Raw genomic sequence first — 16865 nt, 5'->3', positions numbered from 1 at the left:
TTATTGGGAAGATAATAAACCTCAGTCAGCTTCGAGGCGATCTGCGGTGCCTACCCCGATGTCAGGATGAACCAAACTCTGAAATTATGATATACAACATCTAATATTAATATGGTGATTGAGCTATCGGGAAACGATAGCTCAATCCAAAAAGCAATGGCAGCCGATTGACTGCCATTGCTGCGTTAGTGGGGCTGATTTCGCTCATGAAGACACAATTAAAAGGAAGTGACTCGGGCGCCAAATAAGGAACCTTCACCCAAGCATGATTACAGAAACAGCATACACTAATAGAGTCAAGCTATGATTTAAAAGGAGGAGATATTATGCGGAAAAACAATATTCACGGCTGTCCGGCCCCACAGAATATTACATTGGTTCAGCGCCTGCAGTTACTTGACGGACGGACGGTTACGGTGTTCCAACCCGGATTTCCGAAGTTAACAAAAACGACAGGTAAGCTCTCCAATGTGACTAAATCCTCTTTTACAGTCGGATCAACGGTAGTTGCAATCCAAACTTCCTTCTATATCGTCACCAACGAAAGGGTTAAACGAACACAGCCTTTTGACGTTACGGCCACCGCGGAAGATATCGGCGAACTGGATGGAATGTTAATTCGCGTCGGTCGTGGCTTTGTCGAGTTTGTTCAGACTCCAGGCCGAAGAGTGCCTACGATTTTCCCATTGAATTTATTTACCCAGGTGACTTGCGAAAGCGAAGAGGAATAAGAACAAGGGGGGGAGATCGTAATAGAAAGTTATTCATAAAACAAGAAGGCAGCCAAGCGGATGCGATTGGCTGCTTTCTTTATGCTAACGGGCAGGATTATTCATTCATGAGAGAACCGTCCGACGAGGCACTCCAATGCTAGCGATGATCTATCCGTTTGGATTGAGCGCTAACAAGCGTTTTAGGCTGTCATCAATAAATTGATTATCGGCGGGGTTGATTCCGCGGCCGGCAAAATGGCCCCATATCGACTCGATCGGTTTAAAGACGGCATGCGGCATAAGCTCAGCCTCGTATTTGTTGTCGTCCGCCGGGCAGAAAAGATCCGTGCTCCCCGGCATGACGTAGGCGAGCGCTTGAATGCTTCTGAGCGCCTTCTCGAAGTCCCCGTTATAGGTGGGGTTCGCACTAATATCTGCATGTATTCCCGTCCCTAACATGGCCAGGACATTGTGCGGATCCATTTTCATAAAGCTATCCTCCCAAACGCCGGCCATAAAATCCGCCACTGAGTCAAATCCCAGCTCCCGATAAAGCCCCTCTCTGTAAAACGCCTGCGATAACCCCCATCCCGCATAAACATGGCCAACGGCGCGCATGTCAGCGGAAGTCAACTGGTTTAGCTTACTTGAATCGAAGCGGGCGGCTGCCATGAGCGGAGCCTTCATTCCCTCCAGGACCAAATACGTTTGCGGCCAAGTCTTGGCCATACCGGCGATAGGCGCCATTCGTTCCACCATATCCGGATAACTCGCCCCCCATTGGAACGACTGAATCCCTCCCAAGGACCATCCAACGACGAGAGCGATCTTTTGAATGCCGAACTTCTCAGTCACCAGCCGATGCTGGAATTGAACGTTGTCATAGACGGTGACCTGCGGAAAGTTTGCCCTGTCGAATGGGGGAGGCGTGTTGCTAGGAGAGGAAGATAGCCCATTGCCCAATAGATTCGGAACGATAATGAAATATTTCTGCGGATCCAATGCCATGCCGTCTCCGATCAACCATTCATTCTGAACATGCTGATCGCCAAAGGCAGTTGGATAGACGATGACATTATCTTTCTTTTCATTTAATTTTCCATAAGTCTTATAAGCCAGAACAGCGTTCGGTAACGTCGCTCCTGATTGCAAGGTTACGTCACCCAAATCAAAAATTTCATAATCCATCATGATGATTGCTCCCTTCAAAATGAAATCATTCATTAAGAATGCATTTCTTGTTGTTAGTATAGATCTGTGATACTCTCAATAAAAGTGAATAGATTTCATAGTAGTATTCAATAAAATTGAATGTAAAAGGGGATCGTATGATGGAATTGCGCCAACTAAACACGTTCCGCACGGTTGCATCAACATTAAATTTCAGCCGGGCTGCGGAAGTGCTGAACTACGTCCCCTCCAACGTCACGATGCAAATGAAGGCATTGGAGGATGAGCTTGGTGTTCGTCTCTTTGATCGCTTGGGCAAGCAGCTCGTTCTCACAACGGAGGGTAAGCGCTTTTTAACTCATATCCAAGACGTTCTAAACAAATTGGACGAAGCCCGAAGCGTCGTGCATGACAATGAAAATCTAAGCGGTACCCTGACGATCAGTGCCAATGAAGTTATTTGCGCCTACCGGCTTCCAGCGGTCTTTCAACGGTTTCGTTCGCAGCATCCGGGAGTTCGTTTGATCTTCCGCTCCGTTCCAAATCAAGAGCTCAAGCAAACACTCTTTGAGGGAACCGCAGATGTCGTCTATATGTTGGACGAACCCATTCGCTCGAGCGGACTTGCGGTGGAACCGCTGCTGGAAGAAACTTTCCGCTTGTTCGCTGCTCCAGACCACCCGCTCGCAAAACAAACTATGCTGCAGCTGGAAGATTTTCACGGAGAAGTGTTCCTGACGAATGAAAAGGGTTGTCCCTATCGAACAATGTTTGACCGGTCATTTGAGAAAGAGGGCATTGATAGCATTACGTATCTAGAGTTTCAAAGCGCCGAGGCCATTAAACAATGTGCCATTTCGGGGATCGGAATTGCCTTTCTTCCTGAAATCGTAGCGGAAGCCGAAGTTGAACGTGGAGAACTTGTTGCCCTTCCTTGGCAAATTCCGGACTTGCACGTATATACACAGATGTTGTGGCATAAAGACAAGTGGCTTTCACCCATCATGTTATCTTTCATAGAAGCAGCAAGGGGAGCTCTTGCTGTAGAGGAGGGTGAATAACACCGTTTAATCACTTCATTTGAAGAATCCTCGTCGAGAGAGCTGACATCGTTCGCATATTTGGATACTACCAGGTCATACACACGTAATAGCCGCATTGCTGCGGCTTTTTTTGTGTTGTAACGATATATGTTCCTGTCAATAACGGATGCTGAAGACTTGTACCGTTAGCCGAAAAAGATAACATACACGGGGAAGGCCATCAACCGTTATTACGATCTCCGCGGATGGGGTGGCGAATGTGGCGAACGGCAGTCCTGCATCGGACTATAGTGCAATTGACACAGGCGAAAAGACCAATATTTTATTAAATAACCAATTTAAGGTGTTGATGGATGGATTGTGGTGTATGATTGGAAGGATACTTGCTGTGGAGGGTGATGAACATTGATGAAGAATCCGGCAGTAGGAATGATCGCTGCAATATGTGCTATTTCCTTACTGGTTGGTTGTAATCATGAAAAGAACGAAAGGTTGAATTTAAAGGGGAGTTGGAAGCTTGCCGAGGAATCTCAATCTTCGCCAGGCTGTTTTTCCGCGATGAAGTTTTTAGATGATCCGACTTCGGATAGAGACCCGATATCGGTTCATGAAACAACAGGGAACTTTACGCAGATCTGGTTTGGTCTTTTCGAGAAAAATGGAAGCGATATTCGGGTGATGCTTCAAGAGCCTGAGGCAGAGCCTTTTGTTATGGCTGCCAAACGCGATGGAGATGAATTAAATCTGCAGTACGAATGGAAAGCGTCACCGTTGGTCTGCACGTACCAAACGGAGTAAATCAGCCATGTTATTGGAATTCATTCCATAATTTTAAGAAGGTGCGTAATTGGAGGTAACTTAATGATACGGAGATTGTTATTCATATTTGTAATGCTCATCATATTTTTAGCTGGCTGCAGTAAGCAGGAACAGAGTGATCTAACGAATCAAAATGCTTCAAATACAATCCAACAGAACGATCCGGAAAATATCAATTCATTCCCCCAGAAGTTACCGGATTCCGATCCCACCCTTGGTATTCAGAACCCCTCGGATTCAGATCAAGACCCTCAGCAGGACTCAGAACAAAACGATACGCAGACTGCCTTAACTGACGAAGAAAGATTATTGAAGCCACCAGGGTCATTTGCTGGATCCAACTACGATGAAGGGAAAGTTCAGGCAGCGTTGGATCAATTGCCCAGTAACTTGACGGCCGATCAATATAACGATGAATTGCTCCTCTTACTGGCCGAAGATTATCGTCCTTACGTCACAACCTTTATGAACTTTGATTCCGAAGTCAGAGTGGACAATGAACGACCTGAAGGCAAGATCACGTTACCTGAAAGCAGAAAGCTGCACGTCTCCATACTGCTTGATGCTAGCGGCAGCATGAAAGCACAGATCAACGGCAAATCAAAAATGGATTCGGCGAAAGAAGCTATTCAAAGCTTCGCAGATCAATTACCCAACAATGCAGAAGTTTCCTTGCGGGTGTATGGCCATAAAGGAACAGGGGATCAGAAAGATAAGCAAGCATCATGCAACAGTACGGAAGAAATCTACCATGGCCAGGGAGACCAGACGAATCAGATAAAAGCAGCACTCCAAGGCGTTAAACCGTCCGGCTGGACCCCGATTGCGAATGCTCTCAAATCTGTAAAAGAAGATATCAATCCGGAGACCACCGATTCGGTTGTTTATGTCGTAAGTGATGGAATTGAAACATGCGGCGGTAATCCGGCCCAAGTTGCAAAAGAACTAAATCAGTCCAAAGTGAAGACTGTGGTGAATATTATTGGGTTTGCCGTGGATAATGAAGGACAAAAATTGCTTCGGCAGGTTGCTGCTTCCGGTGGCGGCGAATTCACATCCGTGAATGATGACGAGGCTTTAAAAAATGTGCTGAATAAAGCATATGATCAATTGCGAGGCGAGTGGACGAGGTGGAAAGAAAAAGGAGAAGGGGACGCCAATAAACAGAAGGAACAAAAGCAAGGGGAGATCAATCGGGCACGAGAAACCATGCAAGGTCTGGCAAACAAAGAAAATTCGCATCTGCTGGCAGCCCTTAAATATTTGGAAACTAAAAACGATCAAGATTTCCCCAATACCGAACTTTCCCAAAAGGTCAATGAACGCAAAGGTTTTGCATGGGGTTATGCTCGGGATACAGGGAAGCGTTTATATGAGGCCGTTACTAAAAACGGGAATCAGGTTTATGGCGATATAAAAGATGAAGGAAATAAGAATATCGATGATTTGACCAATAAGACAGATCGCTGATGCAATCTTATTTAGAAATTTAAATTGGCGTACAATCATTCGAACTTGTCAATCATGGATCGAGAAGTATCCGTTGATTAAAACGGCGTATACGATTTTACCTTGTGTGGTCCATTCTGGATCACGAGGGATAACGGCAAGAACCAGCTGCCGGGGTGGGTGTTCCGGATTCATGATTGGACCGGCAGCGGTTATAAAACCCAGCTAATAAGCCGAATTCTCAAAAAGGGTCCTTCTTTATAGCTGTTTGTAATCACGGACGATGGTATCCACCACATGCTTTCCCCAATTGGAAGCTTCCGAGCCCTTCTCATTCCATTCGTAGGTGATAAGTGCTTTCCATAAGGCCCAGCCGCGAGCACGATGAATGGTATCCTCATCAAAATTCATGATTTTCAGGAACGTTTCGCGGCTGGCGTCGTCAAAAAAGTTCCAGGCCATCACAAGGTCACTCGACGGATCGCCTACGCCCATCGTTCCAAAATCAATCACGCCGCACAGTCGTCCATCCCTCACGAGCAAATTGCCTACTGCAACGTCACCATGCAGCCATAGCGGCGCCGATTGGTATCTAGTCGCAAGGGCAAGCTCCCATATCTCCGTTAGCGTCTTATGATCGTATTGGCCGGATAGCTTTTCGATGATCGTTCTTGTATCATCATCATATACCGCAAGACTTCCCCCTCGATGAAAGTTCTGGACGCCTGCCGGAATGCCGCGGCTTGCGTCGATCGCCTCCAACTCTTTCAGAAATCTCGCGAGGTCTTCAGCAAATTGGTTAAGATCGCGTACGTTGTCGTGCGTGACGGTGTCGCCGTCAATCCAACGGTTAATGGACCATGGAAGAGGATATTCGTCCGTGGGCTCCCCTTTTGCAACGGGCACCGGAATGGGCAAGGACAGGAGAGGCTTGAAAATAGGAAGCCACATCAACTCTTTTTCAACAGCCGAGGCGTAGCGTTCATGACTTGGTAGACGAATGGTCATTTCGCTGCCCAGCCGGTAGGTACGATTATCATGCCCGCTTTTTTCTACAGGTTTTATCTCAAGATTCATCCATTCTGGAAATTGGCTATTGATTAATCGGCGTACCCGTTCAACGGTAATCTCCATTATCTACTCACTTCTTTCTAGGAAATGGTAATAAAATTATATTCTTTCACCTAATGTATCACAAGTGTTTGAGAGACCCGTACAATAAACTCGTACAAAGGATTCCGTATAGTCATTAACTCGTAAAGGGAGTGGGGTAACTTAATGAAAGAACATAAGTGGATTCAAAGTAGAAATAAACGCTTATCAGCCATGCTTCATCAGCAGGAGGGAAGTCAGAGCCCGGCTATCGTTATTATTTGTCATGGTTTTACAGGGGAGAAAGTAGGAGGAAGTCAATTTTATTTGCATCTTGCAAACGCCATAGAGGCTGCGGGCTATGCAGTAATGAGATTTGATTACGCAGGGTCAGGTGAAAGCGAAGGGGGGTTCGCGGCAGATACAACGGTTACTGGCTGGAAAACGGATTTGAACAATGTAGTTGCTTGGGTTAGAGGTCAAGAAGCTTATGAACATTCTCCAATCTATATTCTGGGCCATAGCTTGGGAGGCTGCATAGCGTTACTACATGACGATCCAAAACATCTGATCGCCGGTCGTATAGCGTTAGCTCCGGAAGTCTTTCCTGAGGAGAATTATCGTAACACGATTTTAGGTCCGGCTCTTTGGAAAGAGTCAGAGAATGGCAGGACCATTTCTCATTTTTTTGGTAAAGGTTATTCATTGGAACCCGGCTTTGTACGTGACATGCTGGACGAAAATCACGACCCGATCGCAGCTAGCCAGTCCTACGATTGCCCAGTTCTTCTTATTCATGGTACAGAAGATCATGCTGTTCCAGTTAGAGGAACCAGGCTGTTTTACAATCAATACCCAGGTCCAAAAGAACTGCAGCTCATTGAAGGAGCAGACCATGGATTCTCGCATCACCTCACAGAGCTTAATGCGTGCATAATAAAATTTCTAAATGCCAACGAGCACCTTCGGTAGTCTGCTAATTCTTTCTGGTTTGCTCAGTAGAATGATACAGGAATACTCCGGGTTTCACTGCATGAGCTCTCGCAGCTCAGCCCTTTAAAATTTGAAGAAAATAAGATTTTAAATCAACGACCCGCAGAAACTCCGGCTTATGGTCTGTTCCAGCAATAATTAGGGGAACGAGCGACTCTGTTGGGCTTATTCCACCGTGCCCTGCGCCTCCTTTGTGGGTGGGTGAACTGCCATACTTGAATTCATATCCTGGTTTTGCGGTGACTACCATGTATTCGCCATGATGTGAATTTAATGCTGAGGACAACCGCCGGAGAACATCGGGATATTGTCCATAGTCAACGGTATGTTTGTGGATATTGATTTGTAAGTCCAGCACTTCCGAATTCTCCGCCAATGTCCAAGATTGTTTATAGGGATCAACCATGTCTCCACCGGATCGATAGGCGAATTCCTTGGATGATCCTGATCGAACAACGCGAATCCATTCTTTATCTTTCCACGCCAAAATATCGATTCTCTGGTCCGTCTTCAAAACGTCCGATATTTGTTCAAAAGAATATTGTGGGGTTAGCTTATATAGATAAGCCATTCTGTCATTTATGGCAAGAATGATCTCGGTTTGGTCCGTGACGGCGTCTCCCTGACGCAGAATGCGATATTCCTTCAAGGTTAGTCCTAAATCAATCACCGGTTGCTGATTTTTCGGGTGCACGTGAGTCATTCCGTTATCCCCCATAATGATGATCACGGCTTTTTTCAGAGCCTCTTCCCGTGAACCGAACGCCTGCAGCAAAGCCTGCAATTGGTTATCGGTACGGACCACGCCATCCAGATCCGAAGGTCCCTTTTTATGTATTCTAGGGTCCAGATCGGGGAAATAGACATACAGGAAATCAGGCAATTGCACATTCTGAATAAGATGCGTCACCATTTCGAGAGAATATCCATTGTTAAAGCCGAATTTGCCGATGGGGCTCACCGGCATATTTTTCACGCTTTTCAGCGGATTTGAAAAAGCCCCATAGGCCAACATATCCGGACCTTTTACCGTGATATTTTTAGGTAACACGGTCGGTTTATGAAGCCAAAAGGGAAAATTGAGCTGGTGATCTGTGCTACCCCGATAGATTAATCCATTAACGGACCCCGATTGTAACCCCATACGGGCCAATTCTTCAAAAATGGTCGGTACTTGCGGATTCAAGTGATCGGAGTTCATACGGATTAATGCATCATTCAGATATTGGTTAATTCCGTTCCTGTATATTTCCCAAAATCCGCTGCCATAATTAATGATTTTCTTGTCTTGCGTAGAATACCAGACCAGTCCTGGTACGCGATGTTCATCCGGATACGTTCCCGTCAGCAGAGTGCTGTCGATCGACACGGACATCGTTGGAAAAGAGGTAACGACATCCTTATAGTATTGTCCGTGTTCAATCAAGTACTGAAACGTTGGAAGTTTTTTTTGTTCGATTCCCTTATCAATCGATTGGCTCATTAAAGTATCGACACAAATGAAGATAATTTGCTGCAACCTTTTCACCTGCCAATTTTTTCTGCAAGCCTATGCTTAAGCCACATTATTTGCTTTCAGCATTCAAAATATTCGGCAAGCGGGATATCACGTATGCCCCATTGTCGCAAACGGATAGACGGAGGAAAAAAATGAACAATAATCCGGATTCGCTGCTGCCATTTGATCTGCTCTTCGAAAAGCTTAATATCAAAGTGGTCTCCCCGTTAGGAGGGAGACTCAATCAGCATTGGCTGGTGGACTTTAAGAGCGAGCGCCTTGTATTACGCCGCTGGTACAAAGAAACTCACATGGATGATATCGATTATGAGGTGAAATTGCTCAAATCCATTTCAGAGCTGGGATGGCCCGTTGCATCCGTCATTGAAGGGCCAATCGAGTTGGATGGGCATACGTGGGGGTTGTTCCCTTATCTTTACGGTGAACCGCCATCTGTCGACAATCGGGCGGCCGAACAGCGTTCAAGGGGACGGCTTATGGCTGAGTTTCACTCTGATCTTAAGAAACTCAGTGGAATTGGACAGCGTAAAGGTTGGCGGCGGTGTGAAGAGATTCTATCTGACTACGAGTTGGATCGACTGCTATCAGAACATGAAATGCAGAATCCAGAGGAAATACGAATTCTACGGTGGCACTTGGAGCGTGCGCGCAAGCGGGTGGAGGGAATGCAGCTTCATTCCAGGCCGGGGATCGTGATTCATGGAGATTTTACACCATGGAACTTACGATTCCAGGAAGGGAAGCTCTCCGGCATACTCGATTTTGAGCTTGCTCATTGGGATCATCGAGTAGGAGACTTTGCTCTCTCGTGGCGTGGAAAATACGACGAAGTTATTTATGGATATGATGAAGTATCACCTCTTGAACCTGTAGAGTGGGAACTGCTCACGCCAATGTGGTGGGCGGGATTGATTGAAAATGCATGTAAGTACATGAAGGAAGGCATTCGTGACGACGGCTGGATCATCAAGAAATTGTTAGAGCGTTCACCGCTGATGGGACAGGATGCTGCCCCGTATCGTTAGTTGTAAGGTGATAAGAACTTACGCACTAAGCCGCAGAGTTGCGGCTTTTTGTGATTTAACGATATAAGTTCTTGGCAATATAGTTGATCGAAAGCTGGGCGATACCATCCTTAAAGTCAAACCCTAAAGTAGATCACCAATATTATTAGAGACAATGGCTGACCACACAAGGATTCTTGGTATATCAAACGAAATCTTGCATGAATGTTATATGATCGAAGTTGGAATAAAAAATCGAGGTGGAAAACTTAATGGAAATGGATCACTTTGCTCCCAAAGAAGCGGCTTTCAAGGTGAAACGGTGGCCTAAAGATACGATAGCGGCGGGTCGTCGTCATACCGTTGCCCTTCATTCTGACGGAACGGTGATGGCTGTGGGCGATAATAAATATGGCCAATGTGATGTAAGCGGCTGGCGAGAGATGGTGGCGGTTGCGGCCGGTAATGTTCATATGGCGACGAACACGGGGAATGCCCATACCATCGGTCTTAAATCGGACGGTACTGTAACCGCTGTGGGTTGGAATACGCATGACCAATGCAATGTAAACGACTGGCGCGATATTGTAGCGGTTGCGGCCGGTTGGCGTCGTACCCTTGGGCTTAAATCGGATGGCACAGTGGTAGCTGTGGGCCGAAATCATGAAGGTGAATGCAATGTAAGCGGCTGGCGAGATATGGTGGCGATCACGGCGGGTGACTGGCATACCATCGGTCTTAAATCGGACGGTACGATGACGGCTGTGGGAAATAATCGGTATGGTCAATGTAATGTACACAGCTGGGACAACATCGTGGCAGCCGCCGCGGGTTACCTTCACACCGTCGGACTTAAATCGAACCGCTTGGTGGCGGCTGTGGGTTGGAATAAGTATGGCCAATGCGATGTAAGCCGCTGGCGCGGTATTATGGCGATTGCGGTGGGGAGTAGTCACACCATTGGCCTTAAATCGGACGGCACGGTGGCGGCTGTGGGCTGTAATGAGTATGGCCAATGTAATGTAAGTGATTGGCGCGATATTGTAGCGATTGCGGCAGGTTGTGCCCATAGCGTCGGGCTTAAATCGGACGGCACGGTGGTTGCTGTGGGTGATCATGAATATGGACAATGCGATGTAAGCAACTGGTGCAGCATTCAACTGCCCGGCCAATAGTTTTCAATATTAAAGATGCTCCTTTAAATATTGAATAAATGCCTGACTATACACATTTTCCTGATGATCCGGATGCATTAAGACCTGAAAAGGGCGGTGGATTGGAAATCCTTCCGTGTGCAATATGTTGAGGTTGGAACCATGCGAATCGCTTTCCATGATGAATTTGGACATGATAGCGATCCCCAGCTTGTCCAATACGGCAAGTCTGATCGCTTCCTGTTGATCCATCTCGATATAGTTAGTCGGATAGAAGTGGTATTGTTTGCACCAAATTTCAAATCGTTTGCGCGTGTCCGAACCCTGCTCTCTAATAATAAAACATTGATCCTGTAAATCCTCTATAGAAATTTTGTCTTGCTGAGCAAGGGGGTGGTCAGGACTGGCAACAAGAACAATGGAATCATTCCCGATCACTTCAGAACTCAAATTTGCATATTCCACTGGTGAAGCAATCACACCAATATCCGTTTTTCCTTCGAATAGTTGGTTCACGACCGTGTCTGAATTGCTTATGGAAAGGAAAAGGCGCGTTTCCGGGAAGGATTGTTGGAATCCTTTCGTGATCATGGGAAGAAGATAGGTTCCTGTAGACGTTGTGCTGATTCGAATATTTTTGCGTGTCATATCTTTCGTGTCATGAATCGCTTGCACGGCATTCCGATGAAGTTTAAGGATATCGGATCCATAATGCGAAAGTATTCTACCGGCTAACGTTGCTTGAACTTTACGCCCGTTTTGTTTAAACAGCATGACACCCAATTCTTCTTGCAGCGCTTTGATGCGAACAGAAATGGTAGGTTGACTGACATAGAGAAACTTTGCAGCTTCAGAATAACTGCCTTTATCCAATACGGCTTGAAAAGCTTCCAATTGTTTAAAATCCAAGTCTTTCGCTCCTTATGACCTCGAGATGGAACATCTATTAGTAAAGTTAATACATATCATTAATAAAAACAATCCAGTTAACCGTATTTTCACATAAAAACGACTTATTCAAAAACGATTGTGATGTATCATTGTAAATGGAGAATAAACTATTGAACTTGGCGAATTAAAGGATTATCGGGATTTTCAGATCCAAGAGTAGGGGATGGGTTGAACATTTTTTTGGGGAGAAATGCCGCTAAGAAGTTGAGTGATTCAACATGATCAATCGTATTTACGTATTAATAATTGTTATGAATATGTGGTGATCAAGTGTTGGAAAGCTCCGCGAACCTGTTATTCATGCAGCTATCGAGGAGGAAACAGAATGGGGAAACAGATGATTTATAACGGAATGATTGTAACGCCAGAGCGAATGTTTCAAGGGGTTTTGTTTGTTTCCGACCGAAAAATAGCAGAGATCAAAGAAAGGGACGGCTCTGTCATTCCACCTGGCTGGGAAGACGCACAGAAAGTGGATGCTTCAGGTTGTTATGTTTTACCCGGTATCATTGATCTGCACGGAGATTTTTTGGAGAAGGCTATAGAGCCTCGCAAAGGAGTCTTGATGCCGGTGTCGCTCGGACTTCACACGGTGCAGTCCTATCTACTGGCAGCGGGTATTACTACGATGTTTCATGGTATATCTTTTGTCGGCGAAACGGGAATTCGATCCAATGAAATGGGTTATGAAATTGCTTGCGAGATATACCGGCTGCGAAAGGGGAAGGAAGCCAAGCTGCGCCATCATCTTCATGTGAGGTATGAGCTGATCAACGATAAAGGAATCGATTGGATATTTCAATTGATGGACAAAGGAATGGTCGATCTTCTGTCGATTATGGACCATACGCCCCAGTACGGTAAATACCGCACATTGGACGAATATCGCTATTATGTCGAAAAAACGTATCAATTAACGGGGGAAGCGTGCGACCGCTTTATCGAAGAACAGCGAAAAAAGAGAGAGTTGATCGACCATCATGCGGAACGGAAATTAATTGAGCGTGCTTTAGCGGAAAAGATACCCGTAGCTTCACACGATGACGACACCCCGGCCAAAGTAGAGGAACTGAGAGGAAAGGGAATCACCATTAGCGAATTTCCATTGAATGACGCCACATGTCAGCATGTTCAGGATTTAGGCATGTTTGCCGTCGTTGGAGGCCCGAATGTGTACAGGGGATATTCTCATGAAAATCATATCTCCGCGCGACATGTCCTGCAGAAGGGCTGGGCTAATATTATTTGCTCCGATTATTATCCATTTTCCATTCTATCTGCCGTGTTTGAACTGTTCGATGAAGGAATGAGTTTATCCGAGGCAGTTTCTTTTGCCAGTTTGTTTCCGGCTCGCGCCTTGGGTTGGGAGGACAGGCTGGGATCCATTGAAACAGGAAAAGAGGCGGATCTTATTCTCGTAGACCGCTCAACCGGAAAGCATCCGTCCGTTGTCGGAGCCATGGTGAACGGAGAGTGGACCTTAATGAATGGATCGCAAACGAGAGACTAGGAATGAAATACTTAAATGAAGAATGTTGTTCTCTAAACTCTGCCCAAGGCAGAGCTTTTTAGCCTTTAGCTCAAACTAGGTATGAAGAGAGGAAGTCCGGGAAATCTTCATAAGTTCTTCACATGTATTGGGTAAGATGTTAGGGTGCTGGGCAATCCATCCAAATAATATGGCAAAGGTGTGTGATAAATGGTGAAACAAATATTTATTTTTCTTAGCCTTGCAGCAGTCCTGGTGCTAAGTGCGTGCGGAAACAATAATAACGCAAACAACGATACGAACATGGACATGGGCAGCGACCAATCGGGTATGGGGGATATGGGCAGCATGAACCATTCGGGGTCTGGTGAAGTCCCTGAAGGGTTAAAAGAAGCTCAAAATCCAACATATAAAGTGGGAGACGAGGTGGTGATTCATGCCAAGCATATGGAAGGCATGGATGGGGCAAAAGCGAAAGTGGTAGGTGCCTACGACACCGTGGTGTATGCAGTAACATATACTCCAACCGATGGAGGTAAACCCGTCCCTAATCACAAGTGGATTATCCAGGAGGAAATAAAGGACGCGGGGAGTGAGCCCTTGAAACCAGGAACGAAGGTGACAATGGATGCTGATCATATGGAAGGTATGAAAGGCGCAGAGGGTATCGTTGATTCTGCTGAAAAAACAACGGTGTATATGGTCGATTACACCCCGACTACAGGAGGAAACCCTGTTAAAAATCATCAATGGGTAGTAGAAAATGAGCTTTCTAAATAGAACATAAATAGAAAAGTTTTGCAGCAAAAGAGTGATGTCATGGGACATCGCTCTTTTGTGTATCGACATTCCAACCGGATCGCTATTCATATTAACAAAACTGTTATTTTTAAATTTCATATTGTATTCCTTTACCCGACTACCTAAGTATAAAGCAACCCGATTGTGAGATGCAGAATACGACAAACTCCTACCTAGTTTCACTATAACTACCATAAATCCAAAATATATCAATCATAAATATGCCGGTTTTCTGCATTTTTTTAAATAAGCATTGACAAAAAAACTGATTATATACTACATTATGTAGGGTTACATTTTTTTAATATTTATTGCCGAATTTCTTGAATTGAAAACGGGGGAACCATTTTTGGGTGAAATATTCTCATAGAAGAATAGAGGGAACCTTCTACCGAACCCTTAGCTAACTCCGTAGGCATCGGAAGGAGAACTACAGCGTGAAGAAAGTAATTTTGTCATTCGTAGGTGCGGCTATTGTTTTTTCAGCAAGTGCAACCAGTTCCTTTGCCAGTTCCGTTAAACTCGAAAGCGAGGTGGATAAGGTCGTAGGGACTCCTTATCAGTGGGGCGGCACAACAGCGGCTGGTTTTGATTGTTCCGGATTTATTTTATACATATTTGATAAATTCAATTTAGATTTACCACGCACATCTAAAACACAGGCTCAAGCCGGAACACCAGTCGATCGTGAAGACCTCAGAGCAGGAGACCTGGTATTTTTTAATACGGACGGTACGGGAGTATCCCACGCGGGTATTTATATCGGCAATAACGAGTTTGCACACTCTTCAAGCAGCAAAGGCGTTACCATTAGCAAATTATCGGATTCATATTATAAAAATCGGTATGTTACAGCACGCCGCGTCGTGAGTCAACAAAGTTACCTAAAAATGATCAGTGAACTTTGATCCAACCGGGACAAGCCATCTAAATCTAACAAGTTAAGCACCGTCTGATGTTATTATCAGCCGGTGCTTTTTGTTGTTTATTCAGGGACGTTGTTCACATTGGGATCAGGCGTATAATGATTTTTATAATCCTTATACATCACATCGGTTACCATACCGGCGGATGCATGGTGTAAATCGTGGCAATGGAACATCCATTCACCAGGGTTGTCTGATTCAAAAGCTACCACATACGTTTCACCAGGTTTAACGTTCAGCGTGTCTTTCATGATCGGAGAACCTTGGACGGGCTTTCCGTTTTTGCTCAAAACTTGGAAGAAATGACCGTGTAGGTGCATCGGGTGATCATCCATTTTGGATTGATTCACAAAGGTCAACTTTACCTGATCTCCTTTTTTTACGTTGATTTTATCCGTATCCGGAAAAATCTTTCCATTGATCGTGTAAACCATTTCTCCATTTCTCATTTCGGTATTCAGATTCATCGTCACATCTTGATCAAAGGTTTGATCCAAAGAAAATGCGGATGCAGACATGGTTCCATATTTCTCCAAATCAAAATCGGGAAGTTCTGCGGAGGCATTGGAAGGGTCGGGTTTCGCATTGGAACCATCGTATTGAATAACGGCTCTCATATTTTGTGCTCGATTATTCTCGGCATGTTCTTCAAACAGCCAGGATCCGGGATGATCAGCGGTAAATTCAATGTCATATCGTTCACCGGGAGCAATCGAGATTAATTGATCCTTGATCACAGATGGGTCATTCAAGGGCTGCCCATCGGATGCAACAACCTGAAAAGAATGACCGTGTAAATGCATCTTGTGAGTGATGTAGCCTGCGTTAATTAGCCGTAGTTTTACTTTTTCCCCCTTTTTAACCGAAAGCTTATCGATTGCGTCACCTGTTTTTCCGTTGATCGTATAAAGGTCATACATACTCATATCATGTCCTGCCATATTCATTCCATCGCCATTCATGCTCATATCTGATTCAGACATGCCCTTGTTTTCGTGATCCATATTCCCCATATCCATCTGCATGCTGCCCGAATCTCCAGGGGTGATGTTTTTTGGTTGATCCGCTTCACTCATATACATTTCGCCTGAACGCATCCATTCATCGAGCACAAGGGTGTAATCGCGGTCAACTGTCTCTTGGGGGTCTTCGACAACAAGAGAACCATACAAGCCTTTGTCCACTTGATTCACACTGTCTTGATGTGAATGGTACCAATAAGTACCCGGGACGGTGGCTTTAAATTCGTAGGTGAATGTCTTTCCGGGTTCGACAGCATCTTGTGTGACTCCTGGAATTCCGTCCATGTTGTTGGGAACCGGATAGCCATGCCAATGGATGGAGACCGGCTGCTTGAGTTGATTTTTTAAGTTTACTTTGACCGTATCCCCAACCTTTACGCGGATTTGTGGACCGGGAACCGAGTTATTAAATGTCCATACGGGAACGGTTTTTCCCTTTTCCACTTCGAGATGGCTTTCCTGTGCCGTAATAGTAAAATCTTTACCATCCACAACAGGTGTTGCTGTTGTCAGTTTAACGGGCGTGTTTGAACCCATATTCATTGTTGAATGATCCATGCCGCTCATATTACTTACTTTCGAGCAGCCAGCAGCAAAAATAGCTGCCGCGCTAGCGACGATCATTGTTTTTAATATCGCTGCTTTCATTGAAGAGCCCCTTCCTTTTCTTTTGATGTAAGCCTCATTCATCATAAAATAAACATGTATAGAAATGATGAA

General features: G+C 45.2%; 15 protein-coding genes and 1 riboswitch. Of the genes, 10 read left to right on the top strand and 5 right to left on the bottom strand.

The annotated features are described in order from the left end of the window. Nucleotides 1-326 precede the first annotated feature (326 nt). A complete protein-coding gene (locus tag CJP46_RS26350) occupies nucleotides 327-731 on the top strand; it encodes a hypothetical protein (protein WP_094598597.1) in 405 nt (134 codons plus the stop codon). A gap of 150 nt (nucleotides 732-881) precedes the next feature. On the opposite strand, the gene CJP46_RS26345 is transcribed toward CJP46_RS26350, so the two are convergent. Beyond that, nucleotides 882-1901, bottom strand: a complete 1020-nt coding sequence (locus CJP46_RS26345; protein ID WP_094598642.1) for an alpha/beta fold hydrolase — start codon at nucleotides 1899-1901, stop codon at nucleotides 882-884. Nucleotides 1902-2044: 143 nt separating this feature from the next. Here CJP46_RS26345 and CJP46_RS26340 point away from each other — a divergent pair, with 143 nt between their 5' ends. The 3 genes from CJP46_RS26340 to CJP46_RS26330 all read left to right on the top strand — a co-directional run bounded on the left by CJP46_RS26340 (nucleotide 2045) and on the right by CJP46_RS26330 (nucleotide 5215). Further along, entirely contained in the window at nucleotides 2045-2944 is a 900-nt protein-coding gene (locus CJP46_RS26340) for a LysR family transcriptional regulator (RefSeq protein WP_094598596.1), read from the top strand. A gap of 387 nt (nucleotides 2945-3331) precedes the next feature. Further along, nucleotides 3332-3724 carry a hypothetical protein gene (locus CJP46_RS26335; RefSeq protein WP_179281342.1) on the top strand — a complete coding sequence of 131 codons (393 nt, stop codon included), beginning with the start codon at nucleotides 3332-3334 and terminating at the stop codon, nucleotides 3722-3724. Between the two features lie 63 nt (nucleotides 3725-3787). Then, nucleotides 3788-5215 (top strand): vWA domain-containing protein, encoded by a 1428-nt coding sequence (locus CJP46_RS26330; protein ID WP_094598594.1) that lies wholly within the window; start codon nucleotides 3788-3790, stop codon nucleotides 5213-5215. 237 nt (nucleotides 5216-5452) lie between these two features. Here CJP46_RS26330 and CJP46_RS26325 read toward each other — a convergent pair whose 3' ends face one another. After that, on the bottom strand, nucleotides 5453-6331 hold the full coding sequence (locus CJP46_RS26325) for an aminoglycoside phosphotransferase family protein (RefSeq protein ID WP_094598593.1): 879 nt from the start codon (nucleotides 6329-6331) through the stop codon (nucleotides 5453-5455). 141 nt (nucleotides 6332-6472) lie between these two features. Between CJP46_RS26325 and CJP46_RS26320 the strand changes: the two genes are divergently transcribed. After that, complete coding sequence (locus CJP46_RS26320; protein ID WP_094598592.1) at nucleotides 6473-7258, top strand: alpha/beta hydrolase; 786 nt, start codon at nucleotides 6473-6475, stop codon at nucleotides 7256-7258. Nucleotides 7259-7334: 76 nt separating this feature from the next. On the opposite strand, the gene CJP46_RS26315 is transcribed toward CJP46_RS26320, so the two are convergent. Further along, on the bottom strand, nucleotides 7335-8798 hold the full coding sequence (locus CJP46_RS26315) for an alkaline phosphatase family protein (protein WP_256992537.1): 1464 nt from the start codon (nucleotides 8796-8798) through the stop codon (nucleotides 7335-7337). 131 nt (nucleotides 8799-8929) lie between these two features. Here CJP46_RS26315 and CJP46_RS26310 point away from each other — a divergent pair, with 131 nt between their 5' ends. Next, entirely contained in the window at nucleotides 8930-9823 is an 894-nt protein-coding gene (locus tag CJP46_RS26310) for a phosphotransferase enzyme family protein (protein ID WP_179281341.1), read from the top strand. Between the two features lie 257 nt (nucleotides 9824-10080). After that, complete coding sequence (locus CJP46_RS26305) at nucleotides 10081-10977, top strand: RCC1 domain-containing protein (RefSeq protein WP_094598640.1); 897 nt, start codon at nucleotides 10081-10083, stop codon at nucleotides 10975-10977. A 9-nt stretch (nucleotides 10978-10986) separates the two neighbouring features. On the opposite strand, the gene CJP46_RS26300 is transcribed toward CJP46_RS26305, so the two are convergent. Beyond that, entirely contained in the window at nucleotides 10987-11865 is an 879-nt protein-coding gene (locus CJP46_RS26300) for a LysR family transcriptional regulator (protein ID WP_094598590.1), read from the bottom strand. Between the two features lie 367 nt (nucleotides 11866-12232). Between CJP46_RS26300 and CJP46_RS26295 the strand changes: the two genes are divergently transcribed. The 3 genes from CJP46_RS26295 (at nucleotide 12233) to CJP46_RS26285 (ending at nucleotide 15105) form a co-directional block, all read left to right on the top strand. Next, nucleotides 12233-13417 carry an alpha-D-ribose 1-methylphosphonate 5-triphosphate diphosphatase gene (locus tag CJP46_RS26295; RefSeq protein ID WP_094598589.1) on the top strand — a complete coding sequence of 395 codons (1185 nt, stop codon included), beginning with the start codon at nucleotides 12233-12235 and terminating at the stop codon, nucleotides 13415-13417. A gap of 189 nt (nucleotides 13418-13606) precedes the next feature. Beyond that, nucleotides 13607-14176 carry a YdhK family protein gene (locus CJP46_RS26290; RefSeq protein WP_094598588.1) on the top strand — a complete coding sequence of 190 codons (570 nt, stop codon included), beginning with the start codon at nucleotides 13607-13609 and terminating at the stop codon, nucleotides 14174-14176. Between the two features lie 323 nt (nucleotides 14177-14499). Next, a riboswitch (cyclic di-AMP (ydaO/yuaA leader) is annotated at nucleotides 14500-14630 on the top strand. A gap of 4 nt (nucleotides 14631-14634) precedes the next feature. After that, the gene (locus tag CJP46_RS26285; RefSeq protein WP_094598587.1) at nucleotides 14635-15105 is read left to right on the top strand and encodes a C40 family peptidase; all 471 of its coding nucleotides are present in this window, start codon (nucleotides 14635-14637) and stop codon (nucleotides 15103-15105) included. Nucleotides 15106-15182: 77 nt separating this feature from the next. Here CJP46_RS26285 and CJP46_RS26280 read toward each other — a convergent pair whose 3' ends face one another. Next, on the bottom strand, nucleotides 15183-16793 hold the full coding sequence (locus CJP46_RS26280) for a multicopper oxidase family protein (protein WP_094598586.1): 1611 nt from the start codon (nucleotides 16791-16793) through the stop codon (nucleotides 15183-15185). Between the last annotated feature and the right edge of the window lie 72 nt (nucleotides 16794-16865).

The organism is Paenibacillus sp. XY044, from assembly GCF_002257645.1.
Lineage (GTDB): Bacteria > Bacillota > Bacilli > Paenibacillales > Paenibacillaceae > Paenibacillus_AQ.
Note: the sequence above shows the minus strand (reverse complement) of the source record. Positions and strands in the feature narration are given on the sequence as shown.

What these genes read in the sequence shown, in the direction of transcription:
- CJP46_RS26305 (WP_094598640.1), top strand. Translation starts at nt 10,081, where the DNA reads ATGGATCACTTTGCTCCCAAAGAAGCGGCTTTCAAGGTGAAACGGTGG.
- CJP46_RS26350 (WP_094598597.1), top strand. Translation starts at nt 327, where the DNA reads ATGCGGAAAAACAATATTCACGGCTGTCCGGCCCCACAGAATATTACA.
- CJP46_RS26280 (WP_094598586.1), bottom strand. Translation starts at nt 16,793, where the DNA reads ATGAAAGCAGCGATATTAAAAACAATGATCGTCGCTAGCGCGGCAGCT.
- CJP46_RS26330 (WP_094598594.1), top strand. Translation starts at nt 3,788, where the DNA reads ATGATACGGAGATTGTTATTCATATTTGTAATGCTCATCATATTTTTA.
- CJP46_RS26310 (WP_179281341.1), top strand. Translation starts at nt 8,930, where the DNA reads ATGAACAATAATCCGGATTCGCTGCTGCCATTTGATCTGCTCTTCGAA.
- CJP46_RS26340 (WP_094598596.1), top strand. Translation starts at nt 2,045, where the DNA reads ATGGAATTGCGCCAACTAAACACGTTCCGCACGGTTGCATCAACATTA.
- CJP46_RS26290 (WP_094598588.1), top strand. Translation starts at nt 13,607, where the DNA reads ATGGTGAAACAAATATTTATTTTTCTTAGCCTTGCAGCAGTCCTGGTG.
- CJP46_RS26345 (WP_094598642.1), bottom strand. Translation starts at nt 1,901, where the DNA reads ATGGATTATGAAATTTTTGATTTGGGTGACGTAACCTTGCAATCAGGA.
- CJP46_RS26295 (WP_094598589.1), top strand. Translation starts at nt 12,233, where the DNA reads ATGGGGAAACAGATGATTTATAACGGAATGATTGTAACGCCAGAGCGA.
- CJP46_RS26320 (WP_094598592.1), top strand. Translation starts at nt 6,473, where the DNA reads ATGAAAGAACATAAGTGGATTCAAAGTAGAAATAAACGCTTATCAGCC.